This is a genomic window from Streptomyces virginiae, assembly GCF_041432505.1.
GTDB lineage: Bacteria > Actinomycetota > Actinomycetes > Streptomycetales > Streptomycetaceae > Streptomyces > Streptomyces virginiae_A.
On record NZ_CP107871.1, the window covers coordinates 1,882,052 to 1,898,418 of the forward strand.

Genomic DNA, 16,367 nt, shown 5'->3' on the forward strand with positions numbered 1-16,367 from the left:
GGGTCCTCGCACGTTCCGCGCGCACCCGGCCTCGTACGCTGCTGCGGTGATCACACACATCACCGCGTCCGACGCGGACTTCGAGGAGAACCGTCCCCGGATGTTCGGCATCGCCTACCGCATGCTCGGCTCGGCCGCGGAGGCCGAGGACACCGTGCAGGAGGCGTACCTGCGCTGGGCGTCCGCGGACCGCGAGGAGATCGAACACCCCGGCGCCTGGCTCGCCAAGGTCGTCACGAACCTGTGCCTCAACACCCTCACCTCGGCGCGGGTCCGGCGCGAGGCGTACGTCGGCCCCTGGCTCCCGGAGCCCGTCCTCACCGGCGACGGCACGCTCGGCCCGCTGGAGTCCGCGGAGCAACGGGACAGCGTGTCCATGGCCCTGCTGGTACTGCTGGAGCAGCTCACCCCGGTCGAGCGAGCCGTCTACGTACTGCGCGAAGCCTTCGCCTACAGCCACAAGGAGATCGCCGCAGTCCTCGACCTGACCGAGGCGAACTGCCGACAGCTCTACCGGCGGGCGGCCGGCCGGGTGGCCGCCGAACGGGCCGCCGCGCCCGAACGGCGCTTCGAACCGGACCCCGAACGGTGGCAGAGCCTCGTGGAAACCTTCATGACGGCGGCCCGCGACGGGGACCTGGCCCGGCTGGAAGGGCTGCTGACGGCCGACGTCCGGTTCGTGTCGGACGGCGGCGGCGTGGTCAACGCGGCCCTGCGGCCGATCCTGGGCCGGGAGAAGGTCGCCCGCTTCGCGGTCGGTGTGCTCAAGAAGTTCGCCGGGGACCTGCCGGTCGGCGTCGCGGAGATCAACGGAGTACCGGCGCTGCTCTTCGGCGAGACCGCCGTTCTTCTGGTGGAATTCGAGAACGGGCTGGTCAGCGGGCTCAGCACGGTACTCAACCCGGAGAAGCTGGAATTCCTCCGGGGGCAGTTGTCACATTCCTGAGGGCCGTCCGGTCTCCGCTGCTGAAAGAACCACATCGGCGAAAGGCGGACCCATGAGCACCATCCTCGTCACCGGCGGCACCGGCACCCTCGGCGTACTGGTCGTGGACCGGCTCCGCGACGCGGGACACGAGGTCCGGGCACTGAGCCGGCACGCCCCCGACCACCCGGTCGACCTGACGGACGGCAGCGGGCTGGACGCGGCGATGGCGGGCGCGGAGGTGGTGGTGCACTGCGCGAGCGACACGCGCGGCGGGGGCAAGAACGACGAGGTCGCCGCCCGGCACCTCGTCGACGCGGCCCGACGCGCGGGGACCGTCACCAACATCGTCTACATCTCGATCGTCGGGGTGGACGTGGTGCCGCTCGGCTACTACCGGACGAAGCTGCGGGTCGAACGGCTGCTGGAGGCCTCCGGCCTGGGGCTGACCGTCCTGCGCACCACGCAGTTCCACGACCTGGTGGCGCAGCTGGTGGAGACGGCGGCGAAGCTGCCGCTCGTCGCGCCGGTGCCGGGCGGGGTACGGGTCCAGCCGATCGCCGTCGGCGAGGTCGCGGACCGCCTCGCGGAGCTGGCGGTGCCCACCCCGTCGGGCCGGGTCACGGACATGGGCGGCCCGGAGATCCACACCCTGCCGGACCTGGCCCGCATCTACCTGGCCGCTACGGGCCGCCACCGCCGGGTGATCCCCTTCCCCCTGGCGGGCAAGGCCTACGCGGGCTTCAAGCGCGGCGGCCACCTGACCCCGTCCCACGCGGCGGGCCGCCTCACGTTCGCGGAGTTCGCGAAGCTCAAGGCCCGACGGTAGGCGGGGGCTTCGGGGGGGGCGGGGTCCACTCGATCCGCATCAGGGAGGGCGCGGCGGGGGCTGCGGGGAGCGGGGTCCGCTCAGGCGGCATCAGTGAGGGGTATGGGGGTTTCCCGTCAGTCCCATCGTCCCTCCGGGTCGGGCCGGTCCCTCAAGGGCGCTCCTTCGTCGCGTCGCTTCGCGATGTCGCTGCGCTCCACCCTTGACCGACCGTCCCGCCCCGGAGAAACGAAAGACTGCCGAGAAGCCCCCAAAAGAACGAGCCGGTCCAAGGCACGAAGGACGGGGCGGTCGGAGATGCCCAGGGAGATCCAGGTGGGCACGGTCCCGAGGCGGGCCCATGAGAGACACGTGCCAGGGGCGGTGGGGCGCACCAAATCGCTACGCGCTCCTGACGTCTCAGCGTCCGACGGCCGTCTGTGGCCGGGCATAGGCCGCCCACGGCCCGTAGGTGCTTCTCGTGGTAGGCGTCCGGAGGCTGTCGGGGGCGAAAAGGCGTGGGAGCGCGGCCATGTCGTGGTGGATGCGGGTCAGCGCAGGTGGGCGGCCCCAATCGCCGACAGTTTGCACCAATTGCCCTTATTTGGGGGCTGGTTTGTGGTGTCGTGTTCGCGCTGACCTGGATCCACCACGGATCAGCCGCGCTGGCGGCCGCACATCCCTCCCAGCGCGTCTTGCCAGCCACTGACTGCCGGTGGTCGCGGTCATGGAGAGGCGCGTGGCGATCCGAGGCGGCCTATGCCCGGCCACGGCCGGTCGTCGGACGCATATCGAGGATGGAACCGATGCCGTGGGCGGCTTATGCCCAACCCCAGGCGGTCGTCGGACGCAGGTCGAGGATCGGGTCACGGTCGTGGGCGGCCTATGTCCAGCCCAGGACGGGCTGGAGACGCTGAGAGATGAGGAGCGCGTAGCGATTTGGCGCGCCCCACCGCCCCTGGCACGCATCTCTCATGGGCCCGGCTCGGGGCCGTCCCCACCAGGATCCCCCTGGCTTCTGTGACGTCCCCGTCCCTGAAAGCTTGGACCGGCTCGTTCTTTTGGGGGCTTCTCGGCAGTCTTTCGTTTCTCCGGGGCGGGACGGTCGGTCAAGGGTGGCCGAAGGCCATCGCGAAGCGACGCGACGACGAAGGAGGAGCGCCCTTGAGGGACCGGCCCGACCCGGAGGGACGATGGGACTGACGGGAAACCCCCATACACATCCCTGATGCGGATCAAGTGGCTCCCGCCGCCCCGAAGCCACTGCCGCACCGACCCGATGCCGCCCGAGTGAACCCCGCTCCCCGAAGCCACCACCCACCACCCCGACGCCGCCCCAGCAGCCCCCGCTCCCCATACCCCCGCCCCACCACCCGACCCCGCCCCGCCGGCCCCCGGTCCCCTACCCCCCGAACAGCACCGCCTGTGCGGCCTCCCGCGCCGCCAGTTCGGCTCCGGCCAGGACGGCCGGGTCGCCCAGGGTGGTGGCGCGGATCTCCGTCGGGACCGGGGTCAGTTTCGCCACGCGGTGGGCGACCCGGGCGGCCAGGGCCGGGCCTCCGGCGCGGCCCAGTTCGCCCGCCAGGACCACGCAGCCCGGGTCCAGGATCGCCGCGGCCGCCGCCGCGCCCAGCGCGAGCCGTTCGGCCAGGGCTTCGAGGAAGGGCTCCCCCGCGGCTCCGGCCACGGCCTCCTCCGCCGGGCCCGCGAAACCGTGTGCGCGCGCCAGCGCGGTCACGGCCTCGCGGCCCACCAGGGCGTGGAATCCGCCCGCGCAGTCCTCGGCCGACGGCAGTCCGGTGGTGCCGGGCACCGGGAGGAAGCCGATCTCGCCCGCGCCGCCGGAGGCGCCCCGGCGCAGCCGGCCGTCCAGGACCACGGCCGCGCCCACGCCCGCGCCGAGCCACAGCAGGACGAAGGAGTCCAGGTCGCGGGCCACGCCCAGGCGCTGCTCGGCGAGGGCGGCCAGGTTGGTCTCGTTCTCGACGACGACCACGGCGGGCAGGCTCCGCTGCAGGGCGGTGACCAGGTCCCGGTGCCAGGCGGGGAGGCCGCTGGTGTCGCGGAGTTCGCCGGTGGCCGGGGCGACGAGGCCCGGGGCGCCTATGACGACGGTGTGCAGCTCGGCCGCTCCGGCTTCGCGCGCGGTGCGCAGCAGGGCGGCCACCGCGTCCTCGGGGGCGCCGACGGGCAGGGCGGCTTCGGCGAGGCGGTGGCCGAGGAGGTCGGTGACGACGGCGGTGACCCGGTCGGTGCGTACGTCGAGGGCGGCGAGGTGGGCGCGGTCGGCGACGATCCCGTACAGCTTGGCGTTGGGGCCTCGGCGCTGTTCGCCGGATTCGCCGGCGATCTCGATGAGTCCGGCCTCGGTGAGCCGGTCGACCAGGTCGGCGACCGAGGGGCGGGAGAGGCCGGTCATGGTCTTGAGCTGGGTGGCCGTCAGCGGCCCGGATTCCTGGAGGAGTTGCAGGGCGAGGCGGTCGTTGATGGCCCGGGCCGTGCTGGGCGAGGCCGGGGCCGGTACCTGGGTGCTGGTGGGGGCAGGAGTCACGGCGCCCATCCTAGGGAGTCGGGCCCATTATCTATCAGGCAGGGTCCCTGATAGTTTAATCCTCATGACCGGGGACACCGACCTCAGCCCGGCGCGCCTGCGCCATGCCCGTTACGCCATCGCCGCCGTCTTCTGCACCCACGGTGCCGTCACCGGCTCCTTCGCCACCCGTATCCCGTGGATCCAGGAGCACGCGCAGCTCAGCGCGGGCACCCTGGGCCTGGCCCTCGCCGCGCCCGCCGTGGGCGCGGCCCTCGCGATGCCGCTGGCGGGCCGGATCAACCACTGGCTCGGTGCCCGGACCGCGCTGCGGGTGCTGCTCTCGCTGTGGACCCTCTCGCTGATCCTGCCGAGCCTCGCCCCGAACCTGCCCACCCTCTGCTTCGTGCTCTTCGTCTACGGCGCCACCGCCGGCATGTCGGACGTGGCGATGAACGCGCTCGGCGTGGAGACGGAGAACCGGCTGGGCCGTTCGATCATGTCCTCGCTGCACGGCATGTGGAGCGTGGGCGCCCTGCTCGGTTCGGCCGCGGGTACCGTCGCCGCACACACCGGGGCCGACGCCCGGCTGCACCACCTGGTCGCCGCGCTGGTCCTCACGGCGTTGGGACTGTTCGCCGTACAAGGGGTGCTGGACCTGAGGGCCGACCAGGAGGCGCCGGCGCCGCCGCACTTCGCGCTGCCGCCGAAGTCGGCGCTGCTGATCGGGGCCGTCGGGTTCTGCGCGGTCTTCGCCGAGGGCGCGAGCCTGGACTGGTCGGCCGTCTACCTGCGGGACGTGCTGCACACGGACGCCGGCCTGGCGGCGGCCTCCACCACCGCCTTCGCGCTGACGATGGCCGTGGCCCGGCTGGTCGGGGACCGGGTGGTGGACCGGTTCGGGGCGGTGCGCACGGTCCGGGCCGGCGGGGTGGTGGCCACCCTGGGCGGGCTGCTCGTGGTCGGGGTCCGGCATCCGGCGGGTGCGCTGGCCGGGTTCGGGCTGATCGGGCTGGGTATCGCGGTGGTGGTCCCGCTGGCCTTCGCGGCGGCGGGGCGCAGCGGTCCGGCCCCGGCGCAGGCCATCGCCGGTGTCGCGACGATCACGTACACCTCGGGGTTGATCGCGCCGTCGGCGATCGGTGCGGTGGCGGACGCGACCTCGCTGGTGGTGTCCTTCGGGCTGGTGACCCTGCTGGCGTTCGGCCTGATCGCCGGCGCCGCGGTACTGCGCCCGGCGGCTCCGGTGGGGCAGGCTGGGGACGATCTCGGCGGGGCGACGGCGAAGGCCGGCTCCCCCGACCTCGACGAACCGGCCCGAACCCGCCCGTAACATGTCGATCGCCCGCAGCGGTACGTAGCCCGTGCGCCGCGGTCTCGATGTGTGAGCGGCCGGAGCGGCGGCCGTCCGGAGCAGAGGAGTGGAACATGGGCCTCGGCGTGGGCTGGACCCTGCACGGAGACGGGCGGACTCCCGCCCCCGGCGCGGTGGTCCGCCCGGAGGAGCGGCTGTCGTGGCCGCGGACCGCCGGGCTGGGGGCGCAGCACGTCGTGGCGATGTTCGGCGCGAGTTTCGTCGCTCCGGTGCTGATGGGGCTGGACCCGAACCTGGCCATCATGATGTCCGGCGTCGCGACGGTGATCTTCCTTCTCGCGACGCGCGGCCGGGTGCCGTCGTACCTGGGCTGCTCGCTGTCGTTCGTCGGTGTGGCGGCGGCGATCCGGGCCGCGGGCGGGGACAGCGCGGTGGTCACGGGCGCCGTGTTCGTCGTCGGCGTGGCACTGTTCCTGGCGGGCCTGGTGGTCCAGAGGTTCGGCGCCCGCGTGATCCACACGGCGATGCCGCCCATCGTGACGGGCGCCGTGGTGATGCTGATCGGGTTCAACCTGGCGCCGGTGACGGCGAGCACGTACTGGCCGCAGGACCAGTGGACGGCGCTGTTGACCATGTTGTTCACGGGGGCGGCCGTGGTCTGCCTGCGCGGGTTCTGGTCGCGCATCGCGATCTTCCTCGGGCTGCTCTTCGGGTACGGGATCTCCTGGCTCTCCGACCTGCTCTTCGGGAAGATCCACACCACGGTGGGCGGAGAGGCGGCCGTCGACCACTGGCGGCTGGACCTGTCGGCGGTCGCCGAGGCGGACTGGATCGGGTTCCCGTCCTTCCACGCGCCCGCCTTCGAGTGGTCGGCGATCCTGATCGCCCTGCCGGTGGTGATCGCGCTGATCGCGGAGAACGCCGGGCACATCAAGGCCGTCGGCGAGATGACCGGCGACCCGCTCGACGACAAGCTGGGTACGGCGATCGCGGCGGACGGTGCGGCGTCCATGCTGTCCACGGCGGTCGGCGGCCCGCCGAACACCACGTACTCCGAGAACATCGGTGTCATGGCGGCCACCCGGGTCTACTCCACGGCGGCCTACTGGGCGGCCGCGGGCTTCGCGCTGCTCTTCGGGCTGTGCCCCAAGTTCGGCGCGATCGTCGCCGCGATCCCGGGCGGGGTGCTCGGTGGCATCACGGTCATCCTGTACGGAATGATCGGCCTGCTCGGCGCCCAGATCTGGATCAACGGCGGGGTGGACCTGCGTAATCCGCTGAATCTGGTGCCGGCCGCGGCGGGCATCATCATCGGCATCGGCGGGGTGAAGCTGCAGATCACCGACACCTTCGAGCTGGGCGGTATCGCGCTGGGCACGATCGTGGTGATCACCGGCTATCACGCGCTGCGGTTCATGGCGCCGGCGCACCTCAAGCAGGAGCCCTTGCTCGACGAGGGCACCTCCGGTTACGACGAGCCCGGGGGCGGCCAGGACAAGCCCCGTTGACGGGGTTTCGCCCGAACCGGGGAAGCGTACGGCCAAGTTCCCCGGATCCGCGTCGGCGCCTGCGACTCTGCCCCCATGGATGCGGTGCTGGCGCGGATGCGCGCCCTGGAGGAGCGGCTCCCGCCGCAGGACGGTGTCGCCGTCTTCAACCGGGTCTACCTGACCGTGACGGAGACCTTGCACCGGCGGATCGAGCACGGCGGGTTCCCCGCGCCCCGGCGGGCCGAGACGCTCAGCGTGCGGTTCGCCGAGCGGTACCTGACGGCGGTCGAGGCGGACCGGGCCCCGGCCTGCTGGCGCCCCCTGCTGCAGTACCGCCGGCACCCCGGGATCCGTCCGCTCCAGCACGCGCTGGCCGGGATCAACGCGCACATCGGCCATGACCTGGCGCTGGCGGTGGTGGCCACGTGCGGGGAGCTGAACTGTGAACCGCGGGCGCTGGAGGCGGACTTCGACCGGGTCGGCGACACGCTGGTCTCCCTGGAGGAGCACATCCGGGAGGACCTGATGCCGGGCCCGGACCTGCTGGAGATCGCCGATCCGCTGACCCACCTGGTCGGCTCGTGGAGCTTGGAGCGCGCTCGCGCCGGGGCCTGGTCGGCGGCCCGCCTGCTGTGGACGCTGCGCCGGGCGCCGGAACTGGCCGAGGAGTTCACGGACTCCTTGGACGCGGGCGTGGGCCTGGTGGGTCGCTGCCTGCTGACCCCGCGGGGCTGAGGCGCGACGCGGACGGCATCGGGCCATCGGCCGAAAGAAGGCTACGGTGGTGATCATCTCCGCGGCCGAGGTGATCACGGTCCGCGGACGGCCCCGTTCCATGACGCGCTACGTGATGGCAGGAAGAATGAGCGAGCAGCACCCCACCGTCCCCGACTGGTTTCGCGGCGACACGAAGCTTTACCGGTCCCTGCTGGAGTTGGCGGAGTGGCACCCGGAGGCGACGGAGATCGTCACCTCCGCCACGGTCCCGGACGACTACGCCGCGGAGACGATGCTGCACTTCCTGTCGGACGAGCTGATGCGGGCCGGTTTCACCGACAACTGGGCGGTGACGTCGCACGGGGAGGAGATCGAGGACCTGATCGAGGTGTTCGACGACATCGCGCAGCCCGAGCGGCACGTCGCCGGGCTGCACCTCGTCGGCCGGCGCGTCGCCGGACGGCACGTCGCGGGGCGGCGCGTCGCCGGACGCGGACGCGGACGCCTGGGGCATTGAGAACGGGCCGTCCCCGCGCTGCTCACGCGGGGACGGCCCGTGGCCTTGCGTACCCGGAGGATCAGTCCTCGGGGAGTTCGACCGGGGCGATGTCGTCGTAGACGTCGCCCGGGCCCGGGTTGGTGGAGTCCGTGGATCCACCGAGGTGGTGCATGACGCCCCAGACGGCGTTGAGGGCGGTCTGGACCGCGCCCTCGGCCCAGCCGGCCGTCCAGGAGATGTCGTCGCCCGCGAGGAAGATGCCGCGCTTGTCCTCGGGGAGGCGCTCCTGCATGAAGTGCGTGAACAGGCGGCGCTGGTAGCGGTAGTGGCCCGGGAGGTTGGCCTTGAACGCGCCCATGAAGTAGGGCTCGTCCTCCCAGGACACGGTGACCGGGTTGCCGATGATGTGCCGGCGGATGTCGACCTTGGGGTAGATCTCGCCGAGGGACTTCAGCATGACCTCCATCCGCTCGTTCGCGGACAGCGGCAGCCACTTGAGGCTGTCGTCGCACCAGGTGTACGAGAGGCAGATGACGGCGGGCTTGTCCGGGCCGTTGTCCAGGAGGTACGTGCCGCGGGTCATGCGGTCCGTGAGGGTCATCGACATGACGTCGCGGCCGGTCTCCTCGTCCTTGTCCAGCCAGAACGGCCGGTCGACGGGGACGAACAGCTTGGACGACTCCATGTAGTGGGTGCGCTCGATCGCCGTCCAGTGGTCGATCGGGAACAGCGTGTCGTCGCACTCGATCTTCGACAGCAGCATCCAGGACTGGGCCGTGAAGATCGCGGCGCGGTACGTGCGGATGTCGCCGGAGGAGTCGGTGACCGTGATGCGGTTGCCGGCCGTGCGGTGCAGGCGGGTGACCGCCGGGCGCGGGGTGCCGTCGTGCAGGGAGGACAGCGAGGTGCCCTGGGCCCAGTGGACGATCTTCTCCGGCTCGCGCTCCCACAGGCGCAGCGGCAGCTGCTGCGAGCCGCCGACGATGCCGCGGTGGTGGTCGTCGGCCTCGGTGTAGACGACGCGCAGGATCTCCAGGATGGAGTTCGGGAAGTCGGTGTCCCAGCCGCCCGTGCCGAAGCCGACCTGGCCGAAGATCTCGCGCTTGCGGAAGGACTTGAAGGCCTCCGACTTGCAGAGGAAGCCGTAGAAGGTCTCGTCGTCGAGCTTCTCGACGAGCTTGGCCCAGATCTCGCGGATGCGCGGGACGTCCCGCTCGCGCATCGCGGTGTTCATGTCGGAGAAGTCGGCGCCCTCGTCGAGGCAGGCGTTCCAGGCCTGGGCGACGTCGCGGTAGATCTGCGGGAGGTCCGCGATCGTCTCGGCGTAGTGCGTCTCGCCCTTGAGGTCGACGACCGTCGAGGGGGTGGCCTCGGCGAGCGGGTTCGGGAAGGGCTCGGTGACCAGGCCGACGAGGTCGATGTAGTGCTGCAGGGCCGTGGAGGAGGGCGGGAAGCGCATGGCGCCCATCTCCGCGGTGAGGCCCTCGGTCTCGGCGCCCTCGAAGCCGACGGTGCGCAGGCGGCCACCGATCTGGTCGGCCTCGTAGACGACGGGCTTGAGGCCCATCTTCATCAGCTCGTAGGCGGAGATGATGCCGGAGAGTCCGCCGCCGATGACGGCGACCTCGGTGCCGAGCTCGGTCGCCGGTATCTGGCCGAGGCCCGCCGGGTGGGCGAGGAAGTCGTCGTACGCGTACGGGAAGTCCGGACCGAACATGGTGATCGGCGGCTGTCCGTCGCTGTGCGGGACGGCGGTGGTGGGCACCGTGGACGTCATGGGGGTACGTCTCCTTGCGGCAGGGCGGCAGGGCTGGGGGAAGAAGAGGGACTCAGACGAGGGAGGCGTAGAGCCCGGGGCGGCGGTCGCGCAGGTACGGGTTGTTCTCGCGCGATGCGGACAGCAGCTCGGGGTCGGCCTCGCCGAACACCAGCTCCTCGCCGCGTCCGGCCCGGGTTCGGGTGACCCCGTCGGGGCTCGCCAGGCAGCTGAGTCCGACGAACTCGAACTCGCCTTCCGGGCCGGTGCGGTTGACGTACGCGATGTACATCTGGTTCTCGAAGGCCCTTACGGGGACCAGCTGTTCGGCGACGAACTGGAACGGGTGCATCTGCGCGGTCGGCACCAGGAGGAGGTCGGTGCCGGCGAGCGCGTGCGCCCGGACGTTCTCGGGGAACTCCACGTCGTAGCAGATCATGATGCCGATGCGGAGGCCGTTCAGGTCCGCCTGGACGACGGGGGTGTCGCCGGGGGTGAAGGCGTCCTGTTCGAAGCAGCCGAAGAGGTGGGTCTTGCGGTAGTTCGCCAGCGCCGCGCCGTCGGGGCCGATGAGCTGGGCGGCGTTGTAGACGACGCCGTCCGCGCCCTCCGGGTATCCGTACAGGACGGCGATCCCGTGGCGGCGGGCGATCTCGCCGATGGCCTGGGCACTGGCGCCGTCGGCCGGTTCGGCGAGGCCGGGGATGTCCTGGAGGTCCAGCGCGTAGCCGGTCAGGAACATCTCCGAGGTCACGAGGAGCCCGGCCCCGCTCTGTGCGGCGCGCGCCGCTGCCTCGTCGAGCGCCTTGAGGTTCTCGGCGGTGTCGCCGAGAACTCCGGAGCTCTGGAGGAGGGCGGTGCGCAGCGGGGGCATGGGCTACCTCTGTGACAGGCGGGGAGGGGGTCATAAAACGGTACGTTCGCGCGTTCGATCCGGACAAGCCGTGAGCGTTGCGCTCCGCGCATCGATTCGTTGCGTGTTCCACCACCGACGCGGCGATTCGTTGCGCGGGCGCCCCGGGCCCCCCTCGTGGACCCCGTAAGGGCCCTGCGCGGCTCCTGCCGCGGCCCTCCTCTAGGCGCCCGCGCGGAAGGCCGGGTGGGCGGCCAGGAAGCGCAGGTCGTCGAGGATGTCGGGGGCGTGGTCGGAGACGACGCGGCCGCTCCAGCTGTCGACGAGGGCCGGGACGGTCAGGGTGCCGTCGAAGTGGTGGCCGGTGGCCTCGTAGGCGAGGCGCAGTGCGGTGTACTCGGCGGCCCGGGGGTCCGTGCCGAGGACGGTGGCGGTGATCGTGTGGGCCAGGCCCAGCTCGGTGAGGGTGTCGGTGATCCGCAGCGAGTGGGGACAGGCGACGCGGAGGTAGAGGTGGTAGCGGTGCGGTACGGGGGAGAAGCCGGCTCCGATGCGGCCGCGCGGGGCGGGCGCCGGGCCGGTGCGGGGCAGCGGGGCGTGGGGCAGGACGGTGTGCGACATGACTCTCCTGGGGTGGAGGACAACACGGCTGGGCCCCGGGCGGCGCGGTGCGCGCCCGGTCCGGGTCACTCGTCTCTGTGGGGGGTCAGCCGCGCGGGCCGAATGCGCTGCACACCCGCAGGAGGTCGATGTGCAGGCGCCGGGTGAGCCACCAGCGCCGCAGGGTCCGGGCCCGCGTGTCCGTGTCCTTGTCCGCGTGTGCCGTCGGGGCCGTGTCCACTGCCGCCCACCCCCGTCCCTCGTCCTCGGCCGCCGCCGTCCGGTGCTGGTTAGGCTTCCGGTGGCGGGCGTCGTCCGTCATGGCCGTCCCCCGCAGTTTCGTGGTGGCGCCGGGGGCCGTCAAGAAGGCGGTCACGACCTGGACGCCGTCGCCTTACGGAAGGAGTCACGCACCGATGTCCCCCGAGAGCGGCACGCTGTGCGGCAGTGAGGTCCTCGACAATCCGGTCTGGGCCGCGCTGACCGGGCCGCACCGCGAGTTCGCCGAGTTCGCGCCCGCGGGTCTGGCGGCCCGCTACACCCTGGACACGTCGCCGTTCGCGGCGCTCGCCGATCCGCGGGATCCGCGGGCGTGGGCGGATCTGGCCGCGCTGGTCGGTCCCGGGGAGGAGGTGTGGGTGACCGGGTTGCTGACCCCGCCGCCGGGGTGGGAGACGGTGGTGAGCGTTCCGGGTGTGCAGCTGGACGGCCGGGCGGTACGGGCCGGGGCCGAGCCGGAGGCGATACGGCTGGGGCCCGCCGATGTGAAGGACATGCTGGAGCTGGTGGGGCTGACCCGGCCCGGCCCGTTCCTGGACCGGACGGTGGAGCTGGGCACGTACCTCGGGGTCCGCCACGAGGGTCGGCTGGTCGCGATGGCCGGGGAGCGGATGCGGCCGACGGGCTGGTCGGAGATCAGCGCGGTGTGCACGCACCCGGACCACCGGGGCCGGGGCCTGGCGGGTCGGCTGGTACGCGCGGTCGCGGCGGAGGTCCGTGAGCGCGGGGACCGCCCGTTCCTGCAGGCGGCGGAGGCGAACACCGGGGCGGTGCGGCTCTACGAGGCGATGGGCTTCACCCTGCGCCGCAGCCCCCTGTTCCTGGGCCTGCGCACCCCGCGGCCGTAGCCCTAGGCGGGCGCGCCCGAGGTGAAGCGGCGCAGGAGCGGGGAGAGGACGAGTACCGACTTGGTGCGTTCCACGAAGGGCTCGCCGGCGATGCGTTCCAGGACCCGCTCGAAGTGGCGCATGTCGGAGGCGAAGACCTGGACGAGGGCGTCCGCGTCGCCGGTGACGGTCGACGCGGACACCACCTCGGGGTATCGCTCCAGTCCTCGCCGGATGTCGTCCGGCGAGGTGTTGTGCCGACAGTAGATCTCGATGAAGCCCTCGGTCTCCCAGCCCATGGCGGCCGGGTCCACGCGGACGGTGAAGCCGGTGATGGCTCCTTCGGCGCGTAGCCGGTCCACGCGCCGCTTGACGGCGGGCGCGGAGAGCCCGACCTCGGAGCCGATGTCCGCGTAGGAGCGGCGGGCGTCCTCGGCGAGGGCGTGCACGATGCGTTCGTCGAGATCGTTCAGTCGCACGGGGGGTGAATCACTTCTGTTCAGCGACCTCCTCGGCCGTGTCGGCCAAGGCGGCCACAGTGGCCAGGCTGGAGCGGCGCATGCCGTAGAAGAAGTAGATCACGAGCCCGACGACCATCCAGCCACCGAAGACCAGCCAGGTGATTCCGGGCAGCTCCGTCATCAGGTAGGCGCAGAGGAGGAAGCCCACGATCGGGGTGACCGGGAAGAGCGCGACCTTGAAGGTGCGGTTCATCTCGGGGCGGGTCTGGCGCAGGATGATGACGGCCACGTTGACGAGGGCGAACGCGAAGAGCGTGCCGATGCTGGTGGCGTTCGCCAGCTCACCCAGCGGGATGAAGGCGGCGAGCAGTCCGCAGAAGAGGCAGACGATGATCGTGTTGACGCGGGGGGTGCCGGTCTTCGGGTCGACCTTGGCGAAGGCCTTGGGCATCAGGCCGTCGCGGGACATGGCGAAGAGGATGCGGGTCTGGCCGTAGAGGACGGCGAAGACGACGCTGGCGATGGCGACGACGGCGCCCGCGGCGAGGACGACGCTCCAGAAGGAGTGTCCGGTGACGTTCTCCATGATCTGGGCCAGGGCGGCCTCGCTGCCCTCGAACTCCTGCCACGGCATGGCGCCGACGGCGACCAGGGCGACGAGGCAGTAGATCACGGTGACGATGCCGAGCGAGAGCATGATCGCGCGCGGCAGGTCCTTCTTCGGGTTCTTGGCTTCCTCACCGGCGGTGGAGGCGGCGTCGAAGCCGATGTACGAGAAGAAGAGCATCGAGGCGGCGGTGCTGATGGCGGTGATGCCGAGCGGGGCCAGCGGGGTGTAGTTGCCGGCCTTGATGCCCATGAAGCCGATGACGATGAAGACCGCGAGGGTCACGATCTTGACGCCGACCATGATCGAGTTGATCCGGGCGCTCTCCTTGGCCCCGCGGAGCAGGAAGACCATGCAGAGCAGGACGACGACCAGGGCGGGCATGTTGATGTAGCCACCCTCGCCCAGCGGGGCGGAGAAGCCCTCGGGGATGGTGATGCCGAGGGTGCCGTCGAGCAGCTCGTTGAGGTACTGGCCCCAGCCGACGGCGACGGCCGCGACGGAGACGCCGTACTCCAGGATCAGGCACCAGCCGCAGACCCAGGCTATGAGCTCACCCATGGTGGCGTAGGCGTAGGAGTACGAGGAGCCGGAGACGGGGATGGAGCCCGCGAGCTCGGCGTAGGAGAGCGCCGAGAACAGCGCGGTCAGGCCCGCGACGATGAAGGCGATGAAGACGGCCGGGCCGGCGATCGGGGTGGCTTCGCCGAGGACGACGAAGATGCCGGTGCCCAGGGTCGCGCCGATGCTGATCATGGTCAGCTGCCACATCGTGAGCGAACGCTTCAGCGCGCCGCCCTCACCCTGGCCGCCCTCGGAGACCAACTGCTCCACCGGCTTGCGGCGGAGCAGCGGGTTGACGGGCCTACGGGCCTCGGAGGCGAGCGGTGGCGCCTGGCCGTGGTCGAGCACGAGGGGACTCCTTGTCACTGCGGATCGGGGAGGTCAGGGGAGGCGTCGACCGCGACGATCCGGAGCAGGGCAGGGCCCGTCGGAAGAAGGGTCTGCTCATGGGGGACCGCCGAGCAGGCGATCCGCGCCACTCCACGTACAGCGAGTGAGCCTACGAGCTGAGTGATACCGCCCGTAATGCACCATCCTTGCACATTGGCGCACGATCGTTGCGCGGATCGGTCACGGACAGTCGTTTGTTGCGTAGGGATGATCGATCGCTGCGCAGGTCACCCCCGACCCCTTTTCTTGACACTTCGTCAGATCTGCCGCAGCGTGCCGCCATGGATCCGGACGTGCTCCACGAGATCGACGCCCGCGGCACGCGGCGTACGGAGCCGCGGAGGTCGCGTCGATGGCATTGGTGCGCTCCGCGGCGGTGGAACCGGGTCCGAGCGGGGTACGGGTGAACGCGGTGGCACCGGGGGTGGTGCGGACCCCGCGGGTCGCCGCCCCGCTGGGCACCGAGGGGCGGCGACGCACCACGGGGAACGCCCCGCCGGGCCGGGTCGCCGAGACCGCGGACATCGCGGCCGCCCTGCACTTCCTCGCCTCGCCGCTGTCCTCGTACGTCACGGGGCAGACGCTCGTGGTGGACGGCGGGGTCGGCGTGAAGTTCCCCTACCCGACGATCGGAGGCGACCAGTGATACCACCGGGACCAGCGGTGCCGGCAGGACCGGAACTGCCGGCGGAGCCCGTGCTCGGGCTGCAGCGCCATCCGGACGAGCCTGCGCCCTGGCAGGACGCGCTGCCCTTCCTGCGCGGGGTCGCCTGGCTGGACCGGGGGCGGCCGGTCCGCGCCGATCCGGCCGACACCATGCGGCTGCCCTGGGACACCGGTGAGCGCTCCACCCTGCCCATCGGCGTCCGGCTGGAGTTCACCACCGAGACCGCGCGGGCGGTGGAGGTCCGCTACCGGGCGACCGTGCCCGGCCCCACCGACGCGCTGCGCGACCTCGCGCACGGCTTCGCGTTGTGGGACCGGCACGGGGTGGTCACCGAGGTGTTCACCGACCCGGCCGCCGAAGCCGTCGTACGGATCGATCTGGGCGGCGGCACCGGCCCCTTCACCCTCCACCCGCCCGAGACCCAGTCCCCGCTGATCCTCGGGCTGCGCGGGATCGGCGGGCCGCTCGCCCCGGCGCCGTCGGGGCCGCGCTGGGTGGTGCACGGCGACTCCATCACCGAGGGCTGGTGGTCCACCCGCCCCGCGCACGGCTGGCCCGCCGTCGCCGGACGGGCGCTCGGCTGGGACACCGTCAACCTCGGCTACGCGGGGGCCGCGCGCGGTGAGTTGACCACCGCCGAACAGCTCGCGGGCCTGCCCGCCGACGTCCTCACCCTGGCCTTCGGCACCAACTGCTGGTCCCGGGTGCCGTTTTCGGCCCCCCTGCTGTACGAGACCACGCGCGCGTTCCTCGAACTGGTCCGCCAAGGGCATCCGCGGACCCCGATCCTGCTGGTCTCCCCCGTCCTACGGCCCGACGCCGAGCGCACCCCGAACAAGCTCGGCGCCACCCTCGGCGCCCTGCGGGACGCGATGGAGCGGGCCACCCGGGACCGGATCGCCGCCGGGGACGACCGGTTGGCCGTGCTCCCGGGCCGGGACCTGCTCGGTCCCGAGCACCTGGCGGACGGGCTGCACCCCAACGACAGCGGACATCAGGTTCTCGGCCTCGCTGTGGCCACGGCTCTGCGGCGCACCGGGTTCGGTGTCGGGTGAGTGAAACACCCCACACCGGACCGG

At 71.9% G+C, this 16,367-nt stretch carries 15 protein-coding genes and 1 pseudogene; 9 read left to right on the plus strand and 7 right to left on the minus strand.

Translation table 11 applies throughout. The annotated features are described in order from the left end of the window. The first annotated feature begins 46 nt into the window (after positions 1-46). Together OG624_RS08815 and OG624_RS08820 are read left to right on the plus strand one after the other, a co-directional pair. Positions 47-946: an RNA polymerase sigma-70 factor gene (locus OG624_RS08815; protein WP_326747664.1), complete on the plus strand. Its 900-nt coding sequence runs from the start codon at positions 47-49 to the stop codon at positions 944-946. A 52-nt stretch (positions 947-998) separates the two neighbouring features. Next, entirely contained in the window at positions 999-1,754 is a 756-nt protein-coding gene (locus OG624_RS08820; RefSeq protein ID WP_161292518.1) for an SDR family oxidoreductase, read from the plus strand. 1,381 nt (positions 1,755-3,135) lie between these two features. On the opposite strand, the gene OG624_RS08825 is transcribed toward OG624_RS08820, so the two are convergent. Further along, complete coding sequence (locus OG624_RS08825) at positions 3,136-4,293, minus strand: ROK family transcriptional regulator (protein ID WP_051763922.1); 1,158 nt, start codon at positions 4,291-4,293, stop codon at positions 3,136-3,138. Positions 4,294-4,348: 55 nt separating this feature from the next. Between OG624_RS08825 and OG624_RS08830 the strand changes: the two genes are divergently transcribed. The 4 genes from OG624_RS08830 to OG624_RS08845 all read left to right on the plus strand — a co-directional run bounded on the left by OG624_RS08830 (position 4,349) and on the right by OG624_RS08845 (position 8,302). Further along, positions 4,349-5,596, plus strand: a complete 1,248-nt coding sequence (locus OG624_RS08830; RefSeq protein WP_051763923.1) for an MFS transporter — start codon at positions 4,349-4,351, stop codon at positions 5,594-5,596. A 95-nt stretch (positions 5,597-5,691) separates the two neighbouring features. Further along, positions 5,692-7,086: a uracil-xanthine permease family protein gene (locus tag OG624_RS08835; RefSeq protein WP_033226089.1), complete on the plus strand. Its 1,395-nt coding sequence runs from the start codon at positions 5,692-5,694 to the stop codon at positions 7,084-7,086. 75 nt (positions 7,087-7,161) lie between these two features. Beyond that, the gene (locus OG624_RS08840; protein ID WP_266358707.1) at positions 7,162-7,803 is read left to right on the plus strand and encodes a DUF5995 family protein; all 642 of its coding nucleotides are present in this window, start codon (positions 7,162-7,164) and stop codon (positions 7,801-7,803) included. Between the two features lie 46 nt (positions 7,804-7,849). Continuing rightward, on the plus strand, positions 7,850-8,302 hold the full coding sequence (locus OG624_RS08845) for a hypothetical protein (RefSeq protein ID WP_161291432.1): 453 nt from the start codon (positions 7,850-7,852) through the stop codon (positions 8,300-8,302). A 61-nt stretch (positions 8,303-8,363) separates the two neighbouring features. Here OG624_RS08845 and OG624_RS08850 read toward each other — a convergent pair whose 3' ends face one another. From OG624_RS08850 to OG624_RS08865, 4 genes are all read right to left on the minus strand, one after another. After that, positions 8,364-10,061, minus strand: a complete 1,698-nt coding sequence (locus OG624_RS08850; RefSeq protein WP_033226092.1) for a flavin monoamine oxidase family protein — start codon at positions 10,059-10,061, stop codon at positions 8,364-8,366. A 52-nt stretch (positions 10,062-10,113) separates the two neighbouring features. Next, complete coding sequence (locus OG624_RS08855; RefSeq protein WP_033226093.1) at positions 10,114-10,914, minus strand: carbon-nitrogen hydrolase family protein; 801 nt, start codon at positions 10,912-10,914, stop codon at positions 10,114-10,116. Between the two features lie 201 nt (positions 10,915-11,115). After that, on the minus strand, positions 11,116-11,514 hold the full coding sequence (locus OG624_RS08860; RefSeq protein ID WP_051763925.1) for a hypothetical protein: 399 nt from the start codon (positions 11,512-11,514) through the stop codon (positions 11,116-11,118). 85 nt (positions 11,515-11,599) lie between these two features. Next, on the minus strand, positions 11,600-11,869 hold the full coding sequence (locus OG624_RS08865; RefSeq protein WP_051763926.1) for a hypothetical protein: 270 nt from the start codon (positions 11,867-11,869) through the stop codon (positions 11,600-11,602). 40 nt (positions 11,870-11,909) lie between these two features. Here OG624_RS08865 and OG624_RS08870 point away from each other — a divergent pair, with 40 nt between their 5' ends. Further along, positions 11,910-12,620 carry a GNAT family N-acetyltransferase gene (locus OG624_RS08870; protein ID WP_371639294.1) on the plus strand — a complete coding sequence of 237 codons (711 nt, stop codon included), beginning with the start codon at positions 11,910-11,912 and terminating at the stop codon, positions 12,618-12,620. A gap of 2 nt (positions 12,621-12,622) precedes the next feature. Here the strand turns inward: OG624_RS08870 and OG624_RS08875 are convergent, their stop codons facing one another. Continuing rightward, positions 12,623-13,078 carry an Lrp/AsnC family transcriptional regulator gene (locus OG624_RS08875; protein WP_007262967.1) on the minus strand — a complete coding sequence of 152 codons (456 nt, stop codon included), beginning with the start codon at positions 13,076-13,078 and terminating at the stop codon, positions 12,623-12,625. A gap of 10 nt (positions 13,079-13,088) precedes the next feature. Next, positions 13,089-14,579, minus strand: coding sequence for an amino acid permease (locus OG624_RS08880; RefSeq protein ID WP_033226097.1), 1,491 nt, complete (start codon positions 14,577-14,579; stop codon positions 13,089-13,091). 358 nt (positions 14,580-14,937) lie between these two features. Here OG624_RS08880 and OG624_RS08885 point away from each other — a divergent pair. Together OG624_RS08885 and OG624_RS08890 are read left to right on the plus strand one after the other, a co-directional pair. After that, positions 14,938-15,267: pseudogene (locus tag OG624_RS08885) on the plus strand (SDR family oxidoreductase); the annotation flags it as partial. 59 nt (positions 15,268-15,326) lie between these two features. Beyond that, positions 15,327-16,343, plus strand: coding sequence for a GDSL-type esterase/lipase family protein (locus OG624_RS08890; RefSeq protein ID WP_033226137.1), 1,017 nt, complete (start codon positions 15,327-15,329; stop codon positions 16,341-16,343). Positions 16,344-16,367 lie beyond the last annotated feature (24 nt).